We start from the raw sequence: 21,503 nt of genomic DNA, 5'->3' as shown, positions 1-21,503 counted from the left end.
CGAATAAATAATTTCCATTAGCATCTGTGGTTGTTGTTATATCATCAGCAGTATTTCCAGGAGTTCCAGGATCTAAAGTTACTGTTGCTCCTTCTAAACCACTCTCACCACCATTTTGAGAACCATTTCCATCTGCATCATACCAAACAGTGTCTCCTATTGATCCTGATTGTTCAACAATACCAAAATTAACTTGTGTTTTTAAAACAGTGCCTACAGAAGTAGAAATGATTCCATTTACATTTCCATCATTACCAGCACCAGCTCCTACATTTTCGCCAGTATTTATCCAATTTGCTGGAAGATTAGGTGTACTAGAACCTGCAGGGTTAGTATGTAATACAACTGAGTAATTAGTGTTTTTAGTAAGATTTAAGAATTCGTAAGTACCATCACTATTGATGGGCTTTGTTCCAATAATTACATTTGAACTATTTAATAAGCTTGCATATAACTGTGTTCCTGATGGTAAGGAAATACCTGAACCATCTACTGTGTTGTCATTTAATTTATCTAAATCGTTAAAAACATTACCAATTAAACCTGGTACTAAAGGATTTGTTGGGTTATCATCGTAAGTATTGTCAGAAAGACCATAGAATTTAACATCAGCATCTCCATCATTATCAATTCTAAAACCATATATAGGTTGTGCAGAATTAAATAAATCTACACCTATTACAGAAAAATATTGTGGTTGACTTGCATTTCTACCAGCTGAACCATAACCAAGATTCCAATCATATTTATTATTACCATCAGGTGAGTTGACTCCATTTTGAAAACCAAACCTTAATTCTCTAGCAGATGCTATTGGATTACCATTAATATCTAAAGGAATAATTCTAAAAAAAGTATTACCATCTCTTTCACTTACAACTAAATTATCGTCATTTTGTAATGCTTTAGACCAATAAATATCAAAATCTGGACCTGGAGGTATATTTGAAGTACCATCATAAAATAAGTAATTTAAAGCATTTCTGCTTTTTACCATATTTTGCATTTCTTCTTCCAAAGCAGGAATTCCGTTAGCAGTTAGTGTTTCGTTACCCATATTATAAACCCCAACACCTGTTGCAGCAATTGTAAAATTATTGTTGGTAACATAAGCACCAGCAGCATTAAAAAAGCTTAATGTTTTTGTTGAACCACCATCATTTATTTTAGTGTAGTTCATCAAAACTGGTAAAGTAGTTTGTCTTGAAGCTGGAGCATTAGCTGTTCCAAAACCATTTGTTTGTGTAATGGTGATTCCATTGAACTCAATTTGAACTTCTGTTATTTTTTTATTATCTGTACCTAACATTACATCGTACATAGTTTGTGCAGACATAAACCCTGTTGTAAGGAAAACTACTAATATTGTTAGAAATTTTAGGTGTAATTTAATTTTCATTTGTGATAATTTTAAATGGAATTTGGTTTTTTGTAAATTTTATATCAAATTTAAACCCACAAACAATTGTATTGTTTTGGTAAATTTTTAATTTAAACTATATTTATAAAGTTTTAACATAAATTATATTGAAAAAGATTAAGATTTAAAATGTTTGTTGTTGAAAAGCTATTTGTATTGGGGTGTACTACAAACACTTTTGAATACTGAAGTTTTTTTGTGTAATTCATAAAAAGGGTTTTAAGTGTATTGGTTTTTAATTGTACTCTTTTGTTTTTTTAAAATTTTAATTCTTATACTATTTTTAACGATGCAAAAATAATCGATTCCTATTTTTATAAAATGATATTTTCGATGATTTGAACGTTTATTTCGATAAATGAAAAATTAATATTAGCCCATTTTCAAGGCTTAAAACACCAAAAAATGAACCTTTTTACTTGTAAAAACACCCTTTTTTAAGCAAAAAAAAGTGTTTTTTGGGTTTAAAAATTGGCTCTAGGCGCAATTTTTATCCCCTCAAGACGCAATAAAAGTTGCATCAAGACCCAGTAAAAGTTGCGTACGGACGTAATTTGAGGTTTTTTGCTAAAAAAACCTCAATACAAAATGTATTGAGGTTTAAAACACGTACCTATTATACCTTACAAAATAATTGCTTTATAAGGTTTCAATTTGCTACACTACCCTACTTTTTGATAAGAAAGGTTGCTTAATAAATTCCGCATTTTCTTTGACGGTCTAAACAGAATTCTCGCTTTTTTAACGGCACTTGCTGTAACTTCTCCTAACCCACTAAAGCCTTGTGAGCTTAAACTTACTTGAAAATTACCTAGTTTTCCCAAACGTACAATGCGCCCTTGTTTTAACTCTCTTACAATGTTTTGTTCCAATACGTTTAAAACCGCCAAACAGTCGGTTTCAGTTACTGTACATTGTTCAGATATTTGTTCTGCGAGTGTTTCAAAATCTACACTTCCGTTGGCAACTACTGCTGCATAATATTTAGGATCTGCTGCCCTATCTAAAGGATTTACTCTTGCTAATGGCTTAAATTTAATGCCCATTTTTTTGTTTTAAAAATTTATAAATGTGTTGTAATTTTTTTATAGAAGGTTTACAAACCTCTTTTCCGTTTTTAAATCCACATAAAATGCGAATGCTCTTCACGATTTTAGAGCATAACCATGCTATGATAGCATAGGAAAAAGTGAGTAAAATTAAGTCATAAGCGTACCATTGGCAGTTTGGAAGACTGCTTTAAAATATGTTCAAAATATTTTTGGTAAGCTAAAAGAAGTGTTGTAATTTTATAGTGTTAAAAAGAACTACACACTTCTTAAAGTGTTACCGTTTTTAAAAAGGTCCTAAAGCTCCAACTTTAAGCCTTTTTTTTTGTGGCATTATTTCTCCTAAAAAAAATAATATCTACACTGTAAAACTATAAAGACTTATTCTAGAAACCAATAGCAAATTATTTATAAAAACAGGAAGTTATAAACATTTTACCCTGTTTTGTTGATAAAGTTACTTTTTCAGAAAAAAGGGGTTGTAAAAGTCAAAAAAATACTCTTAAATGATTAAAGAAGGCTTTTTATTTGAATTAAGGGCATTATTTATTAACTAGAACATACCTTCAAAAAAATTAAATAACTCTTTATTCTAGGTTTTAAATGATGAAAAAAATCGTAAAAAAAAAAACGAATCGTGTAATACAATTCGTTCTTTTTTAATTCTTAAACACATCATTTATAGCTCTCAACTTCTTGTTTATAAAGCTGCAATATATAAAAACACTAATTTTTACTGCAAACTCGCCAAACTACTTTTTATCGTTTCTATTTTAGCAATTGTATCCGATTCTTTTTTACGCTCTAATTCTAGTACTTGAGCTGGCGCATTCGCTACAAAATTTTCGTTTGAAAGCTTTTTTGAAATTCCGAAAAGGAAACCTTCTGCTCTTTTTAACTCAGCATTTAGTTTTTCAATTTCGGCTGCAACATCAATATTTTCAATAGCGATTGGCACAAAATATTCATTTGATTTTACTCTAAAAGAAGCACCATCTACTTTTTCTGAAACATAATTAATGACTGATGCATTTGTTAGTTTTTGAATAACTTCGTCAAAACTTCTAGAAATAGTTTCGTTATCAATCACAAACAATTCAATGCTGTCTTTAAAGGCGATATTTTTATCTTTTCTGATGGTTCTTATACCTGAAATTACATCTGTTGCAACTTCAAAATCGCTGATTATTTTAGCATCAAACTCTTTAATAACAGGATATTTTGCAATAATCAAGGCTTCCTCTGGAGTTCTATCTGCAATAAATTGCCAAATTTCTTCCGTTAAAAAAGGCATAAAAGGATGCAATACTTTTAAATTATTTTCTAACACTTCAATAATAGCAGCATACGTTTTTGCATCAATAGGTTGTTGATAAGCAGGTTTTACAATCTCTAATAACCATGATGAAAAATCATCATTTATCAACTTGTAAATTGCCATTAAAGCATCTGACAAACGATATTTCGAAAAATGATCTTCAATTTCTGCAAAAGCTTTTTGAAACTTTGATTCATACCAAGCCAAACCAATTTTTGCAGTTGCTGGCTGATTTATATTAGTATCAATTTCCCAACCTTTTATCAAACGAAAGGCATTCCAAATTTTGTTTGCAAAACCTTTTCCTTGTTGACATAAATCTTCATCAAACATTAAATCGTTTCCAGCAGCTGAACTCAATAACAAACCAACTCTTACACCATCTGCGCCATAATCGTCAATTAATTTAAGTGCATCAGGTGAATTTCCTAAGGATTTTGACATTTTACGACGTTGTTTGTCACGAACCAAACCTGTTAAATACACATTTTGAAAAGGTTTTTCTCCTTTATATTCATACCCAGCTATGATCATTCTTGCCACCCAGAAAAACAAAATATCTGGACCAGTCACTAAATCGTTTGTGGGATAATAATAGTTAATCTCTTCATTTTCAGGATTTCGAATTCCGTCAAAAACAGACATTGGCCATAACCATGATGAAAACCAAGTATCAAGTGCATCAGAATCTTGATGCAAGTTGTTGATTGTTAATTCTCGGTTGTTGGTTTTCTCTTTTGCAAGCTCAAGAGCTGTTTCAATATTCTCAGCAACAACAAAATCTTCTTTTCCATCACCAAAATAATAGGCTGGAATCTGTTGTCCCCACCATAATTGACGTGAAATATTCCAATCGCGAATATTTTCCATCCAATGACGATAGGTATTGTCAAACTTTTTAGGTACTAAATTTATTTCAGAATTTTCGCCCAAAACTGCTTCAATGGCAGGTTTAACCAATTCTTCCATTTTTAAAAACCATTGATCTGACAATCTTGGTTCAATGACTGCTTTTGTTCTTTCTGAGGTTCCTACTTTGTTTGTATGGATTTCTGTTTTTACTAAAAATCCTTTTTCTTCCAGTTCTTTGGTAATTTCTTTACGAACAACAAATCGATCTTTTCCTTGATAATGCAATCCGAAAGAATTTAAAGACGCATCCTCATTAAAAATATCAATTACTTCAAGTTGGTGTTTTTCACCTAATTTTTTATCATTTTCATCATGAGCGGGTGTAACTTTTAAACAACCTGTTCCGAACTCTACATCAACATACTCATCTTCAATAATTGGAATAACTCTTCCACATAAAGGAACAATCGCTTTTTTTCCTTTTAAATGTATAAAGCGTTCATCATATGGATTGATGCAAATGGCAGTGTCTCCAAAAATGGTTTCTGGTCTTGTAGTTGCAATAGTTAATGTATCTTCTGAGTCTTCAATTTGATATTGTAAATAGTATAAATTACCTTGTTTTTCTTCATAAATCACCTCTTCATCAGACAAGGTTGTTTTTGCTTCAGGATCCCAATTTACCATTCTGTAACCTCTGTAAATTAAGCCTTTGTTATATAAATCAACAAAAACTTTTATTACGGCTTCAGACATTTCTGGATCCATGGTAAAAGCTGTTCTATCCCAATCGCAAGAGCATCCTAATTTTTTTAATTGATCTAAAATAATCCCTCCATATTCGTGTTTCCACTCCCAAGCATGCGCTAAAAACTCTTCTCTGGTTAAATCGTTTTTATTGATTCCTTGTTCTTTTAATTTAGCCACTACTTTTGCCTCTGTTGCTATAGAAGCATGGTCTGTACCAGGAACCCAACATGCATTTTTGCCTAATAAACGTGCACGTCTAATTAGTACATCTTGAATCGTATTGTTCAACATATGCCCCATGTGTAATACTCCAGTAACGTTTGGAGGTGGAATTACAATTGTGTAAGGTTCTCTTTCATCTGGTGTTGAATGAAAATAGTTATTTTTCATCCAGTAAGCATACCACTTATCTTCTACCTTACTTGCATCATATTTAGATGGAATTGACATATTTTGGAATAATTTTTGATATATAGTCGACAAAAATACAAATCTCTATTTTGTAAATAAAATTAGCTGTTGTATTTTTTAAAATAAAATATTAGTAGTAATTTTACAATGTAAATTTTTAATTATGAAAGCTTTCGGAACTATTTTAACTATCCTTTTTATATCAATCTCTTTCAATGCGCAAGAATTTAAATTTGAAAACGAAACTATAGACTATGGTAAAATTTCAAAAGATGCAAATGGAGAAAGAATTTTTAAGTTTACAAATGTTGGTGATCAACCAATAATCATTACAAACATACAATCGATTTGTGGTTGTACTGTGCCAAAAAAGCCTGAAAAACCTATTATGCCAGGTGAACAAGGAGAAATAAAAGTTTCTTATGACACGAAAAGAGTTGGTGGTTTCTCAAAAATGATCACTATTTTTTCGAATGCAAAAAACCCAAGAAAAGTGATTAAAATTAAGGGTTTTGTAGAAGAAGGCGTTTCTTTAGAGAAAGAGAAAAGTTTACTTTCTGATTCTAATTAGCATTATATTTTCTTTTCTAATCGAAAGTCGAATTTCATTTCTGTTCCTTTTCTATCAATAACCAATCTTATTTTTTTATTAGGGTCTGCTTGAAATTTTTCTAAAATTTTACCCAAGGTAAATTCATGAGCTGGTTTGTAATTAATATTTAAAATAATATCATCTTTCAATAGTCCAGCCTTATAAGCAGGAGATCCTTTCACTACATTTTTTATGATAAAGGATGGTTTAAATTTGTAAGAAAAACTTGTAATAAAACTAACGGAATTATTGGTTTCTACATTTTGACTGTAAGCATCACTATACGTTTTGGTTTCTTCTTCTTTAATCAATTGTTTTCCATTATAAACAACGTCTAAACCACTCATATTATAGTTAAATGTTTTTTTAAAAGAATTCGTTTTTTTAAGCATGATTTGTTTGTTAGGATAATCGAACCAAACCATAAACCTTTTTAAAACTCCTGCTCCAATACTGCCATTTCGTTCTTCAAAACTTCTTGCATTTCTGGTTGATATCGAGTCTAAAAAAGATACAGTTGGACTTTTAATATCAAAAGATTTTAATTTTAATTTCGGAATTCTACTTCTATTGCCATAAATAGCACCACTTAAACCTTCGCCTAAAATATCATTAAAAAAACGTTTTGGGGTTTTAATAACTTGGTCTGTATCTTCAAAAAGCCAAATAGCATCACTTCCACCAGAATCAATTAAAAGTTTCACATCAGTAAGCTGATTACCAATAGTATCCATTTGAATTTGCGCATCTATGTAAGGCTTATTTCTATAGAATTCTAAAGGAAATATTTCGCATTTTCGGCATTTTCGATACTTAAATGTTTTAGGATTATAAAAGTCGATTACTTTTGAATTGTAATTTATTTTTACAATAAAATTACTTAGTAAATTATACCCAATAATGCCATGAATGGTAGTTCCCATTTTACTGGATAAGTCGAAAAGATTTTTTACCAGCACATAAATAGTCTCATTAAAACCAGCAATTTTTTTGATAGACAACGTATTATTTTTAGAAAGTAAAGCATCAACCGAATTTCCACCACCCAAACCTTGCAATTGCACTTTTTCAACATTTTTTAGACCAATACTATCTGTTTCAGTGATATTAAAAAGAATGGTTTTGCTCACACCAGAATCTAATATAAACGATAGTTTTTTTCCATTAATTTCTAATGGAATTACAATTAAGTTATTAATTAACTGAAACTTAACTCTTTCATGATGCTTGCTTTCATTTACAAATCGAAAACCTTCTTGTGCTTTAAATTTTGATGAAAAGGCTAAAAATATCAGAAATAAAAAGGTAACTATTTTTTTCAAAGGCTTAAAATCTATAGCAATGAAGATACGAATTAAGAAAAGGTTTTTATTCTTTTTAAGAAATGTTTAACCTTTTAAAGAATTGTAAAATCTCTAAAGGATTTAAAATATATTTCGCAAATTTGCATAGAAAATAAAGTACTAAAAATTATGCCATCAATATCTAGAAAAGGGCTTCACATGCCAGAATCGCCAATAAGAAAATTAGTTCCTTATGCCGAAGACGCAAAAAAACGTGGAACTAAAGTGTATCATTTAAATATTGGTCAGCCAGATATAAAAACACCTCAAGTTGCCTTAGATGCTGTAAAAAACAATACTATAGAAACACTTGAATATGCACGTTCTGAAGGCTCTGAAGGTTATAGAATTAAATTGGCAAATTATTATAAAAACCATAATATTCCTGTTAATGCTGGTAATATTGTGGTTACAACAGGGGGCTCTGAAGCGTTACTTTTTACCATTGGAAGTATTACAGATCCTGGAGATGAAATTATAATTCCAGAACCTTTTTATGCGAATTACAATGGTTTTTCCACAGCTTCTGGAGTAACAGTTGTTCCTGTGATTTCAAATATAGATACCAATTTTGCGTTGCCAAAAATTGAAGATTTTGAGAAACTCATCACCAAAAAAACAAAAGCAATTTTAATTTGTAATCCTGGAAACCCAACAGGCTATTTATATTCTGAAGAAGAAATTGAAAAATTGAAAAAGATTGTTTTAAAACACGATTTATTTTTAATTGCTGATGAAGTTTATAGAGAATTTACGTACGATGGTTTGCAACATACTTCTGTATTATCTATAAAAGGTTTAGAAGAAAATGCAATTGTAATCGATTCAGTTTCTAAACGTTACAGCATGTGTGGAGCAAGAATTGGTTGTATTGTTTCTAAAAATGAAGCTTTTATTGCTACTGCTATAAAATTTGCACAAGCACGTTTAAGTCCGCCAACGTATGCGTTACTTGCTAGTGAAGCTGCTTTAGATACCCCACAAAGTTATTTTGATAATGTAAAAGCAGAATATGTAGAAAGAAGAAATACTTTAATATCTGAATTAGAGAAAATTGATGGTGTAAAAGTTGCCAAACCAAAAGGTGCTTTTTATTGTGTGGCAGAATTGCCTGTTACAGATACTGATGATTTTGCAAAATGGATGTTAGAAAAATTTCATTACAATAACGAAACTGTCATGGTTGCGCCTGCAAGCGGTTTTTACTCTACTCCTGGAGAAGGAAAAAACCAAATTAGAATGGCATATGTTTTAAATAAGAAAGATTTGATTAGTTCTGTTAAGATTTTAGGTGAAGCTTTGAAAGTTTACAAAAACTAAATTGAATATTCAAACAAACATATCGCTTAAAAACTACAATACTTTTGGTATTGATGTTCTTGCAAAGCGTTTTATTTCAATCAATTCTGTTTACGAATTACAACAACTTCTAAAAGTTGAAAAAGATATTTTCTTAATCTCTGGAGGTAGCAATATGCTGCTAACAAAAGATATTGAAAAGTTAGTGGTTCATATTAATATCAAAGGAATTTCTATTGATAAAGAAGATAATAACAATGTTTATATCACTGTAAATGCTGGAGAAGATTGGCATGAATTTGTGTTGTTTTGTGTAGAAAATAATTTTGGAGGTTTAGAAAATTTATCTTTAATTCCAGGAAATGTAGGCACTTGCCCAATACAAAATATTGGAGCTTATGGAGTTGAAGTAAAAGACACCATTACTAAAGTGGAAGCTTTACATATTGATACGCAAAAACTGGTTACTTTTTCGAATACCGACTGTAATTTTGGGTATCGAAACTCTATTTTTAAAAATGAAGTTAAAGGTAAATACATTATTACTGCTGTAGGTTTTAAATTAACCAAACAACATCATGTTTTAAATACTTCTTACGGAGCAATAGAAACTGAACTAGCTTCAAAAAACATTCTAAAACCAACTTTAAAAGACATTTCTAATGCCGTAATTGCCATTAGGAAGTCGAAACTGCCAGATCCAAACGAAATTGGAAACAGTGGTAGTTTTTTTAAAAACCCTGTTATTACTAAAAATGAATTTTTAGTGCTACAAGAAGCATATCAAGAGATACCTTATTATACAGTTTCTGAAAATGAAATTAAAATTCCTGCGGGTTGGTTAATAGAAAAGGCAGGCTTTAAAGGCAAACGTTTTGGTGATTATGGCGTGCATGAAAAACAAGCTTTGGTTTTGGTAAACTATGGCAATGCTACTGGTGTTGAAATTTATATGTTGGCAAAAAAAATCCAAAAAAAAATACTAACCCAGTTTAAAATTGCATTAGAAATTGAGGTAAATATTATTGAATAAAAAAACCTATCAAATTAATGATAGGCTTTTACGATATAACATCCCCCAATATTATAGCGTTTCTTTTTTTAATGTATTTATATCTGCAATTAATTGTTTAACTGAATTTTTATTTAAGCCGTTATAAATACCTCTAATATGCTTGTTTTTATCAATTAAAATAAAATTTTCTGTGTGTAGAAAATCGTCTAAACCTTTAGTTTCACCTAAATCTTCTTCAACAAAATACCATTGTCTTCCCAAATCGTAAATTTGTTTTTTATCACCAGTAACCAAATGCCAATTTTTTCCAACCTCATTTTCTATGGCGTATGTTTTTAATTGAGGAACTGAATCTTTTGTAGGAGTTACAGAATGCGACAGTATTAAAATTGTATCATCTTCTTTAAAAGCTTCTTGAATTAAGTGCATATTTTTGGTCATCATTGGGCAAATACCTGGACACGTAGTAAAGAAAAAATCTGTTACATAAATTTTGTTTTCAAATGTTTTTTGAGTGATGATTTCTCCATTTTGATTCGTTAACTCAAAATCTGGAATTGTATGAAAACTACCTAATTTTTCATCGTTTGCATCCAACCATTTTGGTGTAAAAGTTGGCTCATTATAAAAAGGAAGTGTTGCAATTCTGCTTTCATTTTTTTTTGATTCCTTACAAGCAATCAAACCAATCAATAATAAGAAATAAACAATTTTATTTTTCATGCTTAATATTTTCATCCTCTAAACTATAACAAAGAGCTGTTTTTTTCAATCCAAAAATTCTACCTTCTTTAGCTTCGTAATTGGTATATAAAGCTCCATTTGGCCTATAAGCCTGCTGAATTCCTTCTTCTTTTCCCATATTCAAATTCATTTTTTTGAATAACTCTCCTGTTGCATACCATTTTTTCTGTTCTCCATGGGGTTTACCAAATACATATTTAAAATGAGCTACTAAAATATGTAAGGAATCTGGTGACCAAGTTTTCTTATCTCCATGAGCTTTACCATTTTGATAATTTGTAAGATGTTTATAGTGTCCATCAGCATACCATTCAATGGTTAAATTGTGCTTTTTACCATTTAATATACCTATTTTTTCTTTTAATGAATTATCTGAATAGAAACTGACAGCATAACCTGAAAAGCTCTTTTTATTTAAAGACCAAAGTGATGTTTTTGTATCATAAAAAAGAGCTGATTTGTGGACTAAAGTATCTGGTATTTTTCTAAACGTATCTTCTAAAATTGTTTCAGTTGTAATTTTAGAATTTTTATGATTACAACTAAATAGAGAGATCACTACTAAAAAAACAAACAATAAGTTTCTACTCATTTTGTGAATTTTAATAAAAATAACCACCTAAAACGAAAAGATTATAAGTTTTAGGTAGTTCTATTTTTAGAAATTAATTATAAGATACTATTTGGAGTGCCTTGTAAAGCACCACCAAATAAAAGAATGTAAGTATTAACATAGAATTCATTGATAATATGATAATGATAAAATTCATCATTATTACTATGTTGTGTAGAGGAAGTATGACCACCAGAAACATCTAAATCTGTTGGGTGATCTCCTAATGAATTACATTTTCTCCCATACAATAAAAATCCATCAGCCATAATACCAACCAAATCTTCATCATCAAAAGATAAAACTGTGTTTTCTGGAATGTCTGTAGATTCTATATGATAATGATATCCACTTGGACCATTGTGCCCACCAGCATAATCGAAACCAGTAGCCGTTTGTGCGTCTAAAGCTCTATTTTGACCTTCTTGACCATTAAAAATTGGAACACCTGTTACAGAAATACCAATAGCACCTAAACCTGTAGCTGAGCTAGTAGCAGCTTTTTCTGGAGCAGAAGAAACTGTAACTATAAAACTACCACTTTGAATGTTTCCCGGTGTTAGATGATCTCCAACTATTTGGTCTATATGCAAAGGATTCGTGCTCGCCCAATAAGGAGATGTATGGTTTGGCAATCCATTAGAGTCTATGGTTATTTGATCACCATCGAAAGAAATAGTAACGGAATCAGAATTAAATTCATCAAATGCTGATAAAGGTGTGCTGATTGCTGAAGTTTCTGGAGTTACTTCTGTTACAGTTTCTTCTTCTTTATCACAAGAAAATAATACTAATGTGCTGAAAGCTATAAAAGCTAATTTTTTGAAATTCATAATTATTCTATTTTTAATTTAGTTTTTATTTAGATGCTTTTTTTTAAAAAAAACTTGCGTAAATTATTGTAAATAATTCTCTACTGCTGTTTTTCTTGAAGAAACATGCGTTTTTAATTGATTTACTGCTGATTGAAACTCTGAACTATTGTTCAAAAATGTATAACCTGCTAGCTCTGAAGTAGCATATTGTTCAACTAATGTTGCATAGGATGTGTATAAAGCTTCAATTGTATTTTCATTAAATGCACCATCAATTGTTTCTTGTAAATAGGTTTCGTATTTTTCTTTATACACTTCATCTTGATAAATGTAACCAATTAAAGGCCATTGAGCAGCATTTAAACCTGAAAAATTTAAAGCATGAGAGCCTCCTTGTTTTCCAGTTTGTAAAGATTCATTATTATCCCAAGGAATCCATGTTAATTTACTAGTATCAGGGTTATTATATAAAAAATAATTATGTGTCATTCTTCCATACGTATCCCAATTTTGTATGGTTGTATTTACGGCCAAATATTTTAAAAAGACATCTGTATCTAAAACAGCCTCTAAATTTGTTCTCCAAGTTGCAGCATCAGTAGTTCTAGAACCATCATTTATAATACTCAATAAATTAGAAACATCTGTAAAATCTGCTTCGTCTTCATTTGTTTTTTTTACATATTCATCTTCATTAAAAGTTCCGCTAGCAAAACTTGCAGCATCTCCATCTGGCTTGTATAAATTACCATCATTGTCAGAAAATTGAGTGTCAATTACAGTATCATCTACTTCCTCTACTAAAGTATACAATCCAAAATATTCAGGCCCATTTCCATGATCTACATACAATGTATAAAAAGCGGTATGTGAAGCTACCAAACCTGCATTTCTAAAAACATCTGTAGCTACTTTTTCTCTTAACATGGATTTATCGTCATAATTATTTTTAAGACTTAATTTTTTGAAACCATAAAAACGTTGGTTTTTTATCTGTGGATAATCATCTTCAAATTCATCAAAATCTAACTTGAATGATAATTTTAAAATTCCTGCTTTCCAGCTAGATTGTAAGCTTGAATTTCCTTTAAAACGCAAACCAACTCTGTACCATTGTTTCCCTTCATAAAAAACTTCTCCAGGCACAAAAATTGGATCTTCATCAGATTCTACCAAACTACCTCCTTGTCCTCCTCCAGCACCAAAAGTTCCATAAGTTGCTGTCATATCATTTAACATACTTTGCCAACGTTCTTTGGTAATAACAAAGTCTAACCTTTTTACTGTATTATCTTCGAATACTTCTTCTAAATTTGGTTCTACATCTTTAGTATGCGTTTCTGTTGTCCAGTCTGTTGCTTCAAAATCGGTATCATCTATAACAATAACTTCTTCATCTATCATTGTTTCTGCAATGTCATCTTTTGAGCAAGCAAAAATAATTGATAGCGTTAAAACCGAAAATAAGATTCTTTGTAAGTTTTTCATTTTTAAAAATTTTGGATTTTTGTATTGATTTTAATTTCTTTTTCTTTCCGGTTTTGGGGCTTTTTCTAATTCTTCTTTAGAAATAAAGCCATCCTTGTTGGTATCAATTTTTTTGAAGTCTTTTTTTAAAGGTCCTTTTACCTCTTTCAAAGAAATTTTACCATCTTCATTAGTATCTAAATCTTTAAAAATTTGTTTAATTGATGGTGGTCCTTTTGGTCTTTCTTCTTCATTTCTTTCTTGACTAAAAGTTATGGTAGACGTTAATAACATCAATCCTAAAACTCTAATAATGTTGCTTGCTGATTTTTTCATTTCAAATCTATTTTTAAGTTTATAAGAGTTTAGATGCAAAAAATTATAAAAACTTGTTGTCTATTTTTTTCTTTAACTTTAGTTTAACAAAAAAGTAATATCAATGAAAATGATAAGGCTTAAAATAAAAGTTTAAACTATACATATTTTTAGTTTAAATTATAGGATATAAATTTACAACAATTTACCTTGGAGGTGGCATTCCCCCTTCTCTTGGAGGTCTTCTTTCGTCATTTCTTGGAGGTCTTCGTTCTCCTCCTTTTAAAGCTTTATCTATTATTTCATCGAATTTTTCTAGTTGATTTGGAGCGCAAATTTTTCTTGCAGATTTAAAAAAACGAAAAACTTCCTTTTCTTTTTTTACTTGCAAATTTCCTTGAATAGTAATTAAGGAGTCCGTATTTATAGTTTCATTGCTAAAAGAATTAAACAAAACATCTTTTTGCTTTCTTATTTTTTCATCCAAATCCGTCATTGTTTCTCTATGAATCTCATCAAGTTTTTCAAATTTTTCTTTCTGATCTTGAGTAAATTGTAGTTGTTCTATTAAGAAGTCTCTTTGAGAAGGACGCCCTGTATTTTGATATGGTTTTTTTACCAATAAAAAAATTAAAAAACCATTTAAAACAATAAGAATTATTAAAAGTGAAGGCAGTAATTTTGATTTCATCCTTTTTAATTTAAAATGTAATTAGTTTCAGTTTGCAACGAATACGATTTTGCAAAAGTTTCTATTGTAACTTCTGTATTTTTTTCTTGCGATAAAAACACATAAAATATAGAACTTGCATTTAACAGTAAAACCAACCCTAAAGTTGCTAATTGTAATTTGGGTGTAAACCAGCCAAAAACAATCGATTTTTCTTCCAACTCTTTTTCTGCATTTATTTTTTGTAAAACTTTGTGTTTAAAAAAAGAATTTACTTTCACCACGTCGAAACTATCTAATACTTTAAAAGTATCATCAACTTGCTGTTTTATAAAGTCGCTTTTTTCCATTCTTTTTATTTTATAGATATTTAGATGCAATTAATTATAAAAACTTGCGCTATTTTTCATTTTTATAATAATATTCTAATTTTTCTTGTAACGTTTTTTTTGCTCTAAACAATACAGATTCTACAGATGATAAACTTTTACCAGTAATTTCTACAATTTCTTGATAACTCTTTCCATCTATTTTAGCCAATGTAAAAATGACTTTTTGTGATTCTGGAAGTGTGTTAATCGCCTTAAAAATAGTTGCTGATTTTTCTTTATTTTCTAAAATAATTCCTGGATGATTAAACTCTGTAAAGTAATTTGTTTTATCAAAAGGAATTTCATTCCCCATAATTGTTTGCATAAAAGCAAACCTTTTTTTTGTGTTTCTTTTTCGGATGAATTCCAGACATTTATTGGTAGCTATTCTATAAATCCAAGTAGAAAGTTTAGAATCTCCTTTAAAGTTAGAAATAGATTTAAAAACCTCTAAAAAAACTTCTTGAGCAATGTCTTCTGCATCTTCTTTATTAGGCACAAAAGAAATACAGGTACTAAAAACTTTCTGCTGATAATCGTCTAAAAGTTGACTAAATGCAGACTGTTTTCCAGCTATTAAATTTGCTATAAAAAGCTCTTCGTTCAAAGTTTGGTTTATCAAAAAGTAAACATACAAAAAAACCAGATAAACAATATATTTATCTGGCTTGTATCGAAAAATCTTAAAAATTATTCTTTATCAAATAAGGCTTTATGTATAAAACCAGCCACAATTGCGCCAGCAATTGGTGCCACCCAAAATAACCAAGATTGTGTTAAATATTCGCCACCAGCAAATATTGCCTGACTCATAGAACGTGCAGGATTTACAGATGTATTCGTAATTGGAATACTAATTAAATGAATTAATGTTAGCCCTAAACCAATTGCTATTGGCGCAAATCCTTTTGGAGCTCTTTCATTGGTGCTTCCTAAAATGATTAACAAAAAGAACATAGTTAATAAAAACTCAGCTATAAAAGCAGATTGCATAGAGTATTTATCTGGAGATAATTCTCCATATCCATTTGCTGCAAAACCTCCTATAGTTTCAAAACCAGATTTCCCAGAAACAATTAAATATAATGCAGCTGCAGCTAAAACTGCACCAACCAATTGAGACATAATGTAAGGAATTAATTCTTTGGCAGAAAACTTACCTCCTGCCCACAAACCAAAAGAAACAGCAGGATTAAAATGTCCTCCAGAAATATGACCAACTGCAAAAGCCATTGTTAAAACTGTTAGACCAAATGCTAGAGAAACCCCAACAAAACCAATCCCCAATTCAGGAAAACCAGCAGCAAAAATTGCACTACCACATCCTCCAAAGACCAACCAAAAAGTCCCAAATAATTCAGCAAAATATTTTTTCATAATTTAAAAGTTTTAGATAATTAATATTTACTTTACAATTGTAAATTTAATAAAAATTATAATATAAAAATTACCTGCCATATTTTTTAAAGAACCATTAGAAACTCTATCTTTGTTATATAATTAGAAATTATGAAACTCTTATTACTTACTTTAGGTTTGTTAGCTCTTGGAGTTGCAGGAATTGCCATAAAAATTTGGGCAAAAAAAGACGGTAAATTCGCAGGTACTTGCGCAAGCCAAAACCCTATGCTAAACAAAGATGGTGATGCTTGTGGTTTTTGTGGAAAAACTCCAGATAAATTTGATACTTGTTCTGAACCACAGCATAATTAATACTTTTTTAAATTAATGATGATTACAGTATTTTTCTACTCTTTTGTGGTATTTACAGTTATTCAAATCATCTATTATATTGCATTTTCTTCTTTTTTATTTACTCCAAAAAACATAAATGAGGAGGGTATTGAAAAACCAATTTCGGTCATTATTTTCGCAAAAAATCAAGCAAAAAATTTAGAGAAATTATTACCTACTATTATAAATCAAGACTATTCTAAATTTGAAATTGTTTTAATAAACAATGCTTCAATAGACAATACAGAAGAAGTATTGGAAAATTTTTCTAAAAATTATAAAAATATAAAAGTTTTAGAAGTAGAAAATAACGAAGCTTTTTGGGCCAACAAAAAGTACGCGTTAACTTTAGGTATTAAAGCTGCAAAATATGATCATTTATTATTTACAAATGCAGATAGCAAGCCTGTTTCGAAAAATTGGATTTCTAATTTTAATCAAAAGTTTAATAATCATAAAACAATCATTTTAGGATATCATAAATTCGAAAAAGAAAAATCTCTTTTTAATTTATTTATTCGTTTCGAAAACCTTATACAAGCCATTAAGTGTTTTGGTTTTGCTCACTTAGGGAATTCTTTTATGGCTTTTCATGGCAATTTTGCATATCATAAAACAGAATTTTTTAAAGTAAAAGGATTCATTAATCACATAAAAATTAAAAAAGGTGAGAGTAATTTATTTATTAAAGATGCCTCAAACAAAGAGAATACTATAATTTGTATAGGTGAGAATAGTTTTACTAAAACCAAAGCACCAAAATCATTCTCTACTTGGTTTCTTGAAAAAAGAAATAATGCCATCATTTCGAAAAAATACAAACCTAAACATCAAATTTTACTTGCTCTATTTACTATTTCTAAACTATTTTTTTACGTTTTCGCAAGCATTTTATTTTTCTTTTACTCTTATAAAATAATGTTAGGGTTCGTAATTGCTTATTTTTTAATTCAATACATTGTAGTTGGAATTGCCTCTAAAAAACTAAAAGAACCTTATTTACTCTTTTTTCTACCTTTTCTAGAAATAGGTTTATTATTGATTCAAATTAGTATATTTATAGCTAATTTGATTTCAAAACCAGATCATTGGAAATAAACGATAAAAAAATCGACATAAATATTTCGAAAGCCAAAGAAGGCAGTCAAGTTGCGTTTCGATATTTATTAGATACTTTTTGGGCAGACGTTTATAATTATCAGCTAAAGAGAACAAAAAGCGAAAATGATTCAGAAGATATTACTATCCAAACTTTTTCGAAAGCTTTTGATAAAATTCACACTTTTGATGATAGCTACGTTTTTAAAACTTGGTTAATAACCATTTCTAAAAATGTTCATATAGATATTTTACGTAAGAAAAAAGTTTCTATTTATTCAGATACCAGCAAAGAGCAAGAAGAAAAAATTTACTTGGTAATTGATGAAAACCCAACACCTGAAGATAAAATTATTAGAGAACAAAATTTAGCAAAGTTGTTAAGAGATATTAAACAACTAAAACCTAAATATCAGGAAGTGATTCAGTTACGCTATTTTCAAGAATTAAGTTATAAAGAAATTTCTGATCAAATTAATGAACCTATTAACAACGTAAAAGTAAAATTATTACGCGCTAAAAAGTTGTTGGCAGAAATTATTAAGAGAGATTAGTATGAAAAAATCATTCTTACAATCCTTAGGTCCAGGTTTGTTATTTGCAGGTGCTGCAATTGGAGTTTCGCATTTGGTGCAATCTACAAAAGCAGGAGCAGAATTTGGTTTTGGGTTACTTTGGGCATTGTTATTGGTTCATATTTTTAAATATCCGTTTTTTCAATTTGGGCCAAGATATGCAGCTGCAACTGGAGAAACTTTATTAGATGGTTATAAAAAATTAGGTAAAGGTGCTTTAGCAATTTATTATGTAATTAATTTTGCAACCATGTTTACCATTCAAGCAGCAGTAACTATTGTAACAGCAGGTTTGGCTTCTCAGCTTTTTGGAATAACCAATAATTTGGTTATTTGGTCTAGTATTTTAATGCTGGTAAGTATTTTATTTTTAGTAGTTGGCAAATATAAATTGTTAGATAATTTGATGAAATATATCATTATCATTTTGGCAATTAGCACAATAGCAGCTGTTTCTGTGGCATTATTTAGCTCTAAAGAATCTTTTGATGTTTCGCAAATTTTACCATCTGGCACTGTAGAAATTACTTTTTTAATTGCCTTTTTAGGTTGGATGCCTGCTCCTTTAGATGTTTCTATTTGGCACTCTATTTGGTCTGTGGAAAAAAGTAAAAACACCTTTGTAAAAATAAAACCCAAAGACGCAATTTTCGACTTTAATGTGGGTTATTTAGGCACTTTATTACTAGGTATTTGTTTTGTGCTTTTAGGTGCTTTGGTAATGTATAAATCTGGAGAAACTTTCTCTGATAAGGGTGGAGTTTTTGCATCTCAACTAATAAATTTATATACAAAAAATCTAGGAAACTTTTCTCACATTCTTATTGCTGTTGCTGCATTTACAACTATGTTTAGCACAACCATAACTACTTTAGATGCATCACCAAGAGCAATGAATATAAGTTCTAGTTTATTGTTAAATAAAGAATTTAAATTAGGCTATTGGTTCTGGATCATTTTTCTTTTTATAGGCACTTTTATTATCTTACAATTCTACATGGAAAACATGGGGAGTTTGATTAAAATTGCCACCATTTTATCGTTCTTAACTGCGCCTTTTTATGCCCTATTAAATTATATTTTAATAACAGGAAAGCATACTCCTAAAGAACATCAACCAAAATTATTTATAAAAGTTTTAAGTATTTTGGGTATTGTCTTTTTAATAGGTTTTAGTGTTTGGTTTTTAACAAACATTTAAATCTTTTCTTCGTAAATTTGCATCATCAATAAAGATAGAAAATGGCGATAGAATCTGTAATACTTCCAGAAAGAGTAAAAAAACCAAATTGGCTGCGTGTAAAATTACCAGTTGGTAAAAAATATACAGAGCTTAGAGGTTTGGTGGATAAGTATAAATTAAATACTATTTGCACAAGTGGAAGTTGTCCAAATATGGGCGAATGTTGGGGAGAAGGAACTGCAACATTTATGATTCTTGGAAATATTTGTACTCGTTCTTGTGGTTTTTGTGGTGTAAAAACAGGCAGGCCAGAAACTGTAGAATGGGATGAGCCAGAAAAAGTAGCACGCTCTATAAAAATAATGAGCATTAAACATGCAGTAATTACTTCTGTTGATAGAGATGATTTAAAAGATGGTGGTTCTATAATTTGGGCAGAAACTGTAGATGCAATTCGAAGAGCAAACCCAAACACAACTTTAGAAACTTTAATTCCAGATTTTCAAGGAAATACTAAACAAATAGATAGAATTATAGAAGTTCATCCAGAAGTAGTTTCTCATAACATGGAAACTGTTAGAAGATTAACTAGAGAAGTTAGAATACAAGCAAAATATGATAGAAGTTTAGGCGTTTTAAAATACCTAAAAGAAAAAGGAATGCGCACCAAAACTGGTTTAATGTTAGGTTTAGGAGAAAAGGAAGAAGAAGTAATACAAACCATGAAAGATTTGCGTGAGGTAAATTGCGATATTATTACAATTGGTCAATATTTACAACCTACTAAAAAACACTTGCCTGTTAAAGAGTTTATAACCCCTGAGCAATTTAAAAAATACGAAACCATTGGCTTAGAAATGGGCTTTATGTATGTAGAAAGTGGAGCACTTGTAAGATCTTCTTACAAAGCACACAAACATGCTGTTTAATTGTAAAAAAAACGAAATTTTCAGTTCAAATATTTTTTTGGCACGAAGGTTGTAAAACTTAAAATGAAAGCAACGTAGTAAATTGTTTTTATTGTGTAAATTATTTGAATTAGTTGATTAAAAAAGACCATCTATTTGATGGTTTTTTTCTTTAAATAAAAATCAAAAAAAAAATTGTCTGGAAAAGAACTTCCTGACAATTTTTAAAATTATTTACAAACCCTTAACTCGTAAATAATGTATAATACTTTTAACCTCTACAAAGAAACTCTAATTAACTGCGAATCCTAAAAATTTTCGTTTAAATGCTATATAAAGCCGTTAAATGGCTAAATAAACAAGTTTTTATATTCACCTTATTTTTTTCGAAATATTCGTATTCTTAAAAGTATCCTTTTCTTAAAAATAAAAGCCGCCTAAAATAAATATTAGACGACTTCGTCACAAATTATAAATCCCCCAACTTATAAATGTTACGCACTTAACTTTTAAGTACGGTACAAAGATACCACTAGAATTAAGTTTATTTTATAAGTTTTCGTTGATAAGATATTTGAAACCGATGAACTGTATTTAATTAAAGATTTTAAATATTTAAATGGCACTTATAATGTCATACTTTTTAATAATATGATAATAACCATTTTCTAAATGTACCAAAACAGTTTCGTTTTCTTTAGAAATCAGTTTTGAAACGGCTTTTATCTTTGGTAATTTTAAAAATAGAACTTTATGAGCTACACGAATAATATAAAAAAGCAAAAACGCCTAAATAAATTTAGACGTTCTGTAATCAATCTATAAATCCCCCAACTTATAATTAATTGTTTGTATTGTTAAATACACTTCAAAAATAGAGAGACTTTAATCTGTAAATTTTGTTTTTCGACGATTGAACATTTTGAAACTACTAAATGTAAATACCTATCGTTTTTTTAAA

22 protein-coding genes are annotated in these 21,503 nt (G+C 29.6%); 8 read left to right on the top strand and 14 right to left on the bottom strand.

Annotated features, from left to right (window positions below; genetic code table 11):
- The 3 genes from WAO74_RS09795 to WAO74_RS09785 form a co-directional block, all read right to left on the bottom strand.
- The coding region (locus WAO74_RS09795) for an SdrD B-like domain-containing protein (protein WP_422161665.1) at positions 1-1,399 on the bottom strand (1,399 nt) is incomplete at its 3' end.
- Positions 1,400-2,082: 683 nt separating this feature from the next.
- A complete protein-coding gene (locus WAO74_RS09790) occupies positions 2,083-2,466 on the bottom strand; it encodes an HU family DNA-binding protein (protein WP_422161663.1) in 384 nt (127 codons plus the stop codon).
- A gap of 736 nt (positions 2,467-3,202) precedes the next feature.
- Complete coding sequence (locus WAO74_RS09785; RefSeq protein ID WP_422161661.1) at positions 3,203-5,839, bottom strand: valine--tRNA ligase; 2,637 nt, start codon at positions 5,837-5,839, stop codon at positions 3,203-3,205.
- Positions 5,840-5,963: 124 nt separating this feature from the next.
- Here WAO74_RS09785 and WAO74_RS09780 point away from each other — a divergent pair, with 124 nt between their 5' ends.
- Positions 5,964-6,371, top strand: a complete 408-nt coding sequence (locus WAO74_RS09780) for a DUF1573 domain-containing protein (protein WP_422161660.1) — start codon at positions 5,964-5,966, stop codon at positions 6,369-6,371.
- Positions 6,372-6,373: 2 nt separating this feature from the next.
- Here WAO74_RS09780 and WAO74_RS09775 read toward each other — a convergent pair whose 3' ends face one another.
- Positions 6,374-7,714 carry an aspartyl protease family protein gene (locus WAO74_RS09775; RefSeq protein WP_422161658.1) on the bottom strand — a complete coding sequence of 447 codons (1,341 nt, stop codon included), beginning with the start codon at positions 7,712-7,714 and terminating at the stop codon, positions 6,374-6,376.
- A 150-nt stretch (positions 7,715-7,864) separates the two neighbouring features.
- Between WAO74_RS09775 and WAO74_RS09770 the strand changes: the two genes are divergently transcribed.
- Together WAO74_RS09770 and murB are read left to right on the top strand one after the other, a co-directional pair.
- Positions 7,865-9,055, top strand: coding sequence for a pyridoxal phosphate-dependent aminotransferase (locus WAO74_RS09770; protein WP_422161656.1), 1,191 nt, complete (start codon positions 7,865-7,867; stop codon positions 9,053-9,055).
- A 1-nt stretch (position 9,056) separates the two neighbouring features.
- Complete coding sequence (gene murB, locus WAO74_RS09765; protein ID WP_422161654.1) at positions 9,057-10,067, top strand: UDP-N-acetylmuramate dehydrogenase; 1,011 nt, start codon at positions 9,057-9,059, stop codon at positions 10,065-10,067.
- 51 nt (positions 10,068-10,118) lie between these two features.
- Here murB and WAO74_RS09760 read toward each other — a convergent pair whose 3' ends face one another.
- From WAO74_RS09760 to aqpZ, 9 genes are all read right to left on the bottom strand, one after another.
- Positions 10,119-10,772, bottom strand: a complete 654-nt coding sequence (locus WAO74_RS09760; protein ID WP_422161653.1) for an SCO family protein — start codon at positions 10,770-10,772, stop codon at positions 10,119-10,121.
- Positions 10,762-11,385 (bottom strand): toxin-antitoxin system YwqK family antitoxin, encoded by a 624-nt coding sequence (locus tag WAO74_RS09755; protein WP_422161651.1) that lies wholly within the window; start codon positions 11,383-11,385, stop codon positions 10,762-10,764. Before WAO74_RS09755 ends, WAO74_RS09760 begins: the two co-directional genes overlap by 11 nt.
- A 77-nt stretch (positions 11,386-11,462) precedes the next feature.
- Positions 11,463-12,239: a YHYH protein gene (locus tag WAO74_RS09750; protein ID WP_422161649.1), complete on the bottom strand. Its 777-nt coding sequence runs from the start codon at positions 12,237-12,239 to the stop codon at positions 11,463-11,465.
- A gap of 63 nt (positions 12,240-12,302) precedes the next feature.
- Positions 12,303-13,709: a CotH kinase family protein gene (locus WAO74_RS09745; RefSeq protein ID WP_422161647.1), complete on the bottom strand. Its 1,407-nt coding sequence runs from the start codon at positions 13,707-13,709 to the stop codon at positions 12,303-12,305.
- Between the two features lie 30 nt (positions 13,710-13,739).
- Positions 13,740-14,024, bottom strand: a complete 285-nt coding sequence (locus WAO74_RS09740) for an EF-hand domain-containing protein (RefSeq protein ID WP_422161645.1) — start codon at positions 14,022-14,024, stop codon at positions 13,740-13,742.
- Positions 14,025-14,208: 184 nt separating this feature from the next.
- Complete coding sequence (locus WAO74_RS09735; RefSeq protein ID WP_422161643.1) at positions 14,209-14,694, bottom strand: hypothetical protein; 486 nt, start codon at positions 14,692-14,694, stop codon at positions 14,209-14,211.
- Between the two features lie 5 nt (positions 14,695-14,699).
- A complete protein-coding gene (locus WAO74_RS09730; protein WP_422161641.1) occupies positions 14,700-15,023 on the bottom strand; it encodes a hypothetical protein in 324 nt (107 codons plus the stop codon).
- Between the two features lie 49 nt (positions 15,024-15,072).
- Positions 15,073-15,651: an RNA polymerase sigma factor gene (locus WAO74_RS09725; RefSeq protein WP_422161640.1), complete on the bottom strand. Its 579-nt coding sequence runs from the start codon at positions 15,649-15,651 to the stop codon at positions 15,073-15,075.
- A gap of 83 nt (positions 15,652-15,734) precedes the next feature.
- Entirely contained in the window at positions 15,735-16,421 is a 687-nt protein-coding gene (gene aqpZ / locus WAO74_RS09720; protein ID WP_422161638.1) for an aquaporin Z, read from the bottom strand.
- Between the two features lie 132 nt (positions 16,422-16,553).
- On the opposite strand from aqpZ, the gene WAO74_RS09715 reads away from it, so the two are divergent.
- The 5 genes from WAO74_RS09715 to lipA are packed head-to-tail and all read left to right on the top strand — an operon-like array spanning position 16,554 to position 20,563.
- Positions 16,554-16,757 (top strand): membrane or secreted protein, encoded by a 204-nt coding sequence (locus WAO74_RS09715; RefSeq protein WP_422161636.1) that lies wholly within the window; start codon positions 16,554-16,556, stop codon positions 16,755-16,757.
- A gap of 15 nt (positions 16,758-16,772) precedes the next feature.
- Positions 16,773-17,876 (top strand): glycosyltransferase, encoded by a 1,104-nt coding sequence (locus WAO74_RS09710; RefSeq protein WP_422161635.1) that lies wholly within the window; start codon positions 16,773-16,775, stop codon positions 17,874-17,876.
- Positions 17,867-18,430 (top strand): RNA polymerase sigma factor, encoded by a 564-nt coding sequence (locus tag WAO74_RS09705; protein WP_422161633.1) that lies wholly within the window; start codon positions 17,867-17,869, stop codon positions 18,428-18,430. The genes WAO74_RS09710 and WAO74_RS09705 overlap by 10 nt, the downstream gene beginning before the upstream one ends.
- 1 nt (position 18,431) lies before the next feature.
- Positions 18,432-19,652 carry an NRAMP family divalent metal transporter gene (locus WAO74_RS09700; protein ID WP_422161631.1) on the top strand — a complete coding sequence of 407 codons (1,221 nt, stop codon included), beginning with the start codon at positions 18,432-18,434 and terminating at the stop codon, positions 19,650-19,652.
- Between the two features lie 41 nt (positions 19,653-19,693).
- A complete protein-coding gene (lipA, locus tag WAO74_RS09695) occupies positions 19,694-20,563 on the top strand; it encodes a lipoyl synthase (RefSeq protein WP_422161629.1) in 870 nt (289 codons plus the stop codon).
- Positions 20,564-21,157: 594 nt separating this feature from the next.
- Here lipA and WAO74_RS09690 read toward each other — a convergent pair.
- Entirely contained in the window at positions 21,158-21,325 is a 168-nt protein-coding gene (locus WAO74_RS09690) for a hypothetical protein (protein ID WP_422161628.1), read from the bottom strand.
- Positions 21,326-21,503: the final 178 nt, after the last annotated feature.

This window comes from Polaribacter sp. (assembly GCF_049276715.1).
Lineage (GTDB): Bacteria > Bacteroidota > Bacteroidia > Flavobacteriales > Flavobacteriaceae > Polaribacter.
The sequence above is the reverse complement of the archived record's forward strand: the minus strand, read 5'-3'. Positions and strand labels throughout refer to the sequence as shown.

What these genes read in the sequence shown, in the direction of transcription:
- WAO74_RS09760 (WP_422161653.1), bottom strand. Translation starts at nt 10,772, where the DNA reads ATGAAAAATAAAATTGTTTATTTCTTATTATTGATTGGTTTGATTGCT.
- WAO74_RS09735 (WP_422161643.1), bottom strand. Translation starts at nt 14,694, where the DNA reads ATGAAATCAAAATTACTGCCTTCACTTTTAATAATTCTTATTGTTTTA.
- aqpZ (WP_422161638.1), bottom strand. Translation starts at nt 16,421, where the DNA reads ATGAAAAAATATTTTGCTGAATTATTTGGGACTTTTTGGTTGGTCTTT.
- WAO74_RS09700 (WP_422161631.1), top strand. Translation starts at nt 18,432, where the DNA reads ATGAAAAAATCATTCTTACAATCCTTAGGTCCAGGTTTGTTATTTGCA.
- WAO74_RS09730 (WP_422161641.1), bottom strand. Translation starts at nt 15,023, where the DNA reads ATGGAAAAAAGCGACTTTATAAAACAGCAAGTTGATGATACTTTTAAA.
- WAO74_RS09715 (WP_422161636.1), top strand. Translation starts at nt 16,554, where the DNA reads ATGAAACTCTTATTACTTACTTTAGGTTTGTTAGCTCTTGGAGTTGCA.
- WAO74_RS09790 (WP_422161663.1), bottom strand. Translation starts at nt 2,466, where the DNA reads ATGGGCATTAAATTTAAGCCATTAGCAAGAGTAAATCCTTTAGATAGG.
- WAO74_RS09755 (WP_422161651.1), bottom strand. Translation starts at nt 11,385, where the DNA reads ATGAGTAGAAACTTATTGTTTGTTTTTTTAGTAGTGATCTCTCTATTT.
- WAO74_RS09785 (WP_422161661.1), bottom strand. Translation starts at nt 5,839, where the DNA reads ATGTCAATTCCATCTAAATATGATGCAAGTAAGGTAGAAGATAAGTGG.
- WAO74_RS09780 (WP_422161660.1), top strand. Translation starts at nt 5,964, where the DNA reads ATGAAAGCTTTCGGAACTATTTTAACTATCCTTTTTATATCAATCTCT.
- WAO74_RS09710 (WP_422161635.1), top strand. Translation starts at nt 16,773, where the DNA reads ATGATGATTACAGTATTTTTCTACTCTTTTGTGGTATTTACAGTTATT.
- lipA (WP_422161629.1), top strand. Translation starts at nt 19,694, where the DNA reads ATGGCGATAGAATCTGTAATACTTCCAGAAAGAGTAAAAAAACCAAAT.
- WAO74_RS09740 (WP_422161645.1), bottom strand. Translation starts at nt 14,024, where the DNA reads ATGAAAAAATCAGCAAGCAACATTATTAGAGTTTTAGGATTGATGTTA.
- WAO74_RS09770 (WP_422161656.1), top strand. Translation starts at nt 7,865, where the DNA reads ATGCCATCAATATCTAGAAAAGGGCTTCACATGCCAGAATCGCCAATA.
- WAO74_RS09745 (WP_422161647.1), bottom strand. Translation starts at nt 13,709, where the DNA reads ATGAAAAACTTACAAAGAATCTTATTTTCGGTTTTAACGCTATCAATT.
- WAO74_RS09750 (WP_422161649.1), bottom strand. Translation starts at nt 12,239, where the DNA reads ATGAATTTCAAAAAATTAGCTTTTATAGCTTTCAGCACATTAGTATTA.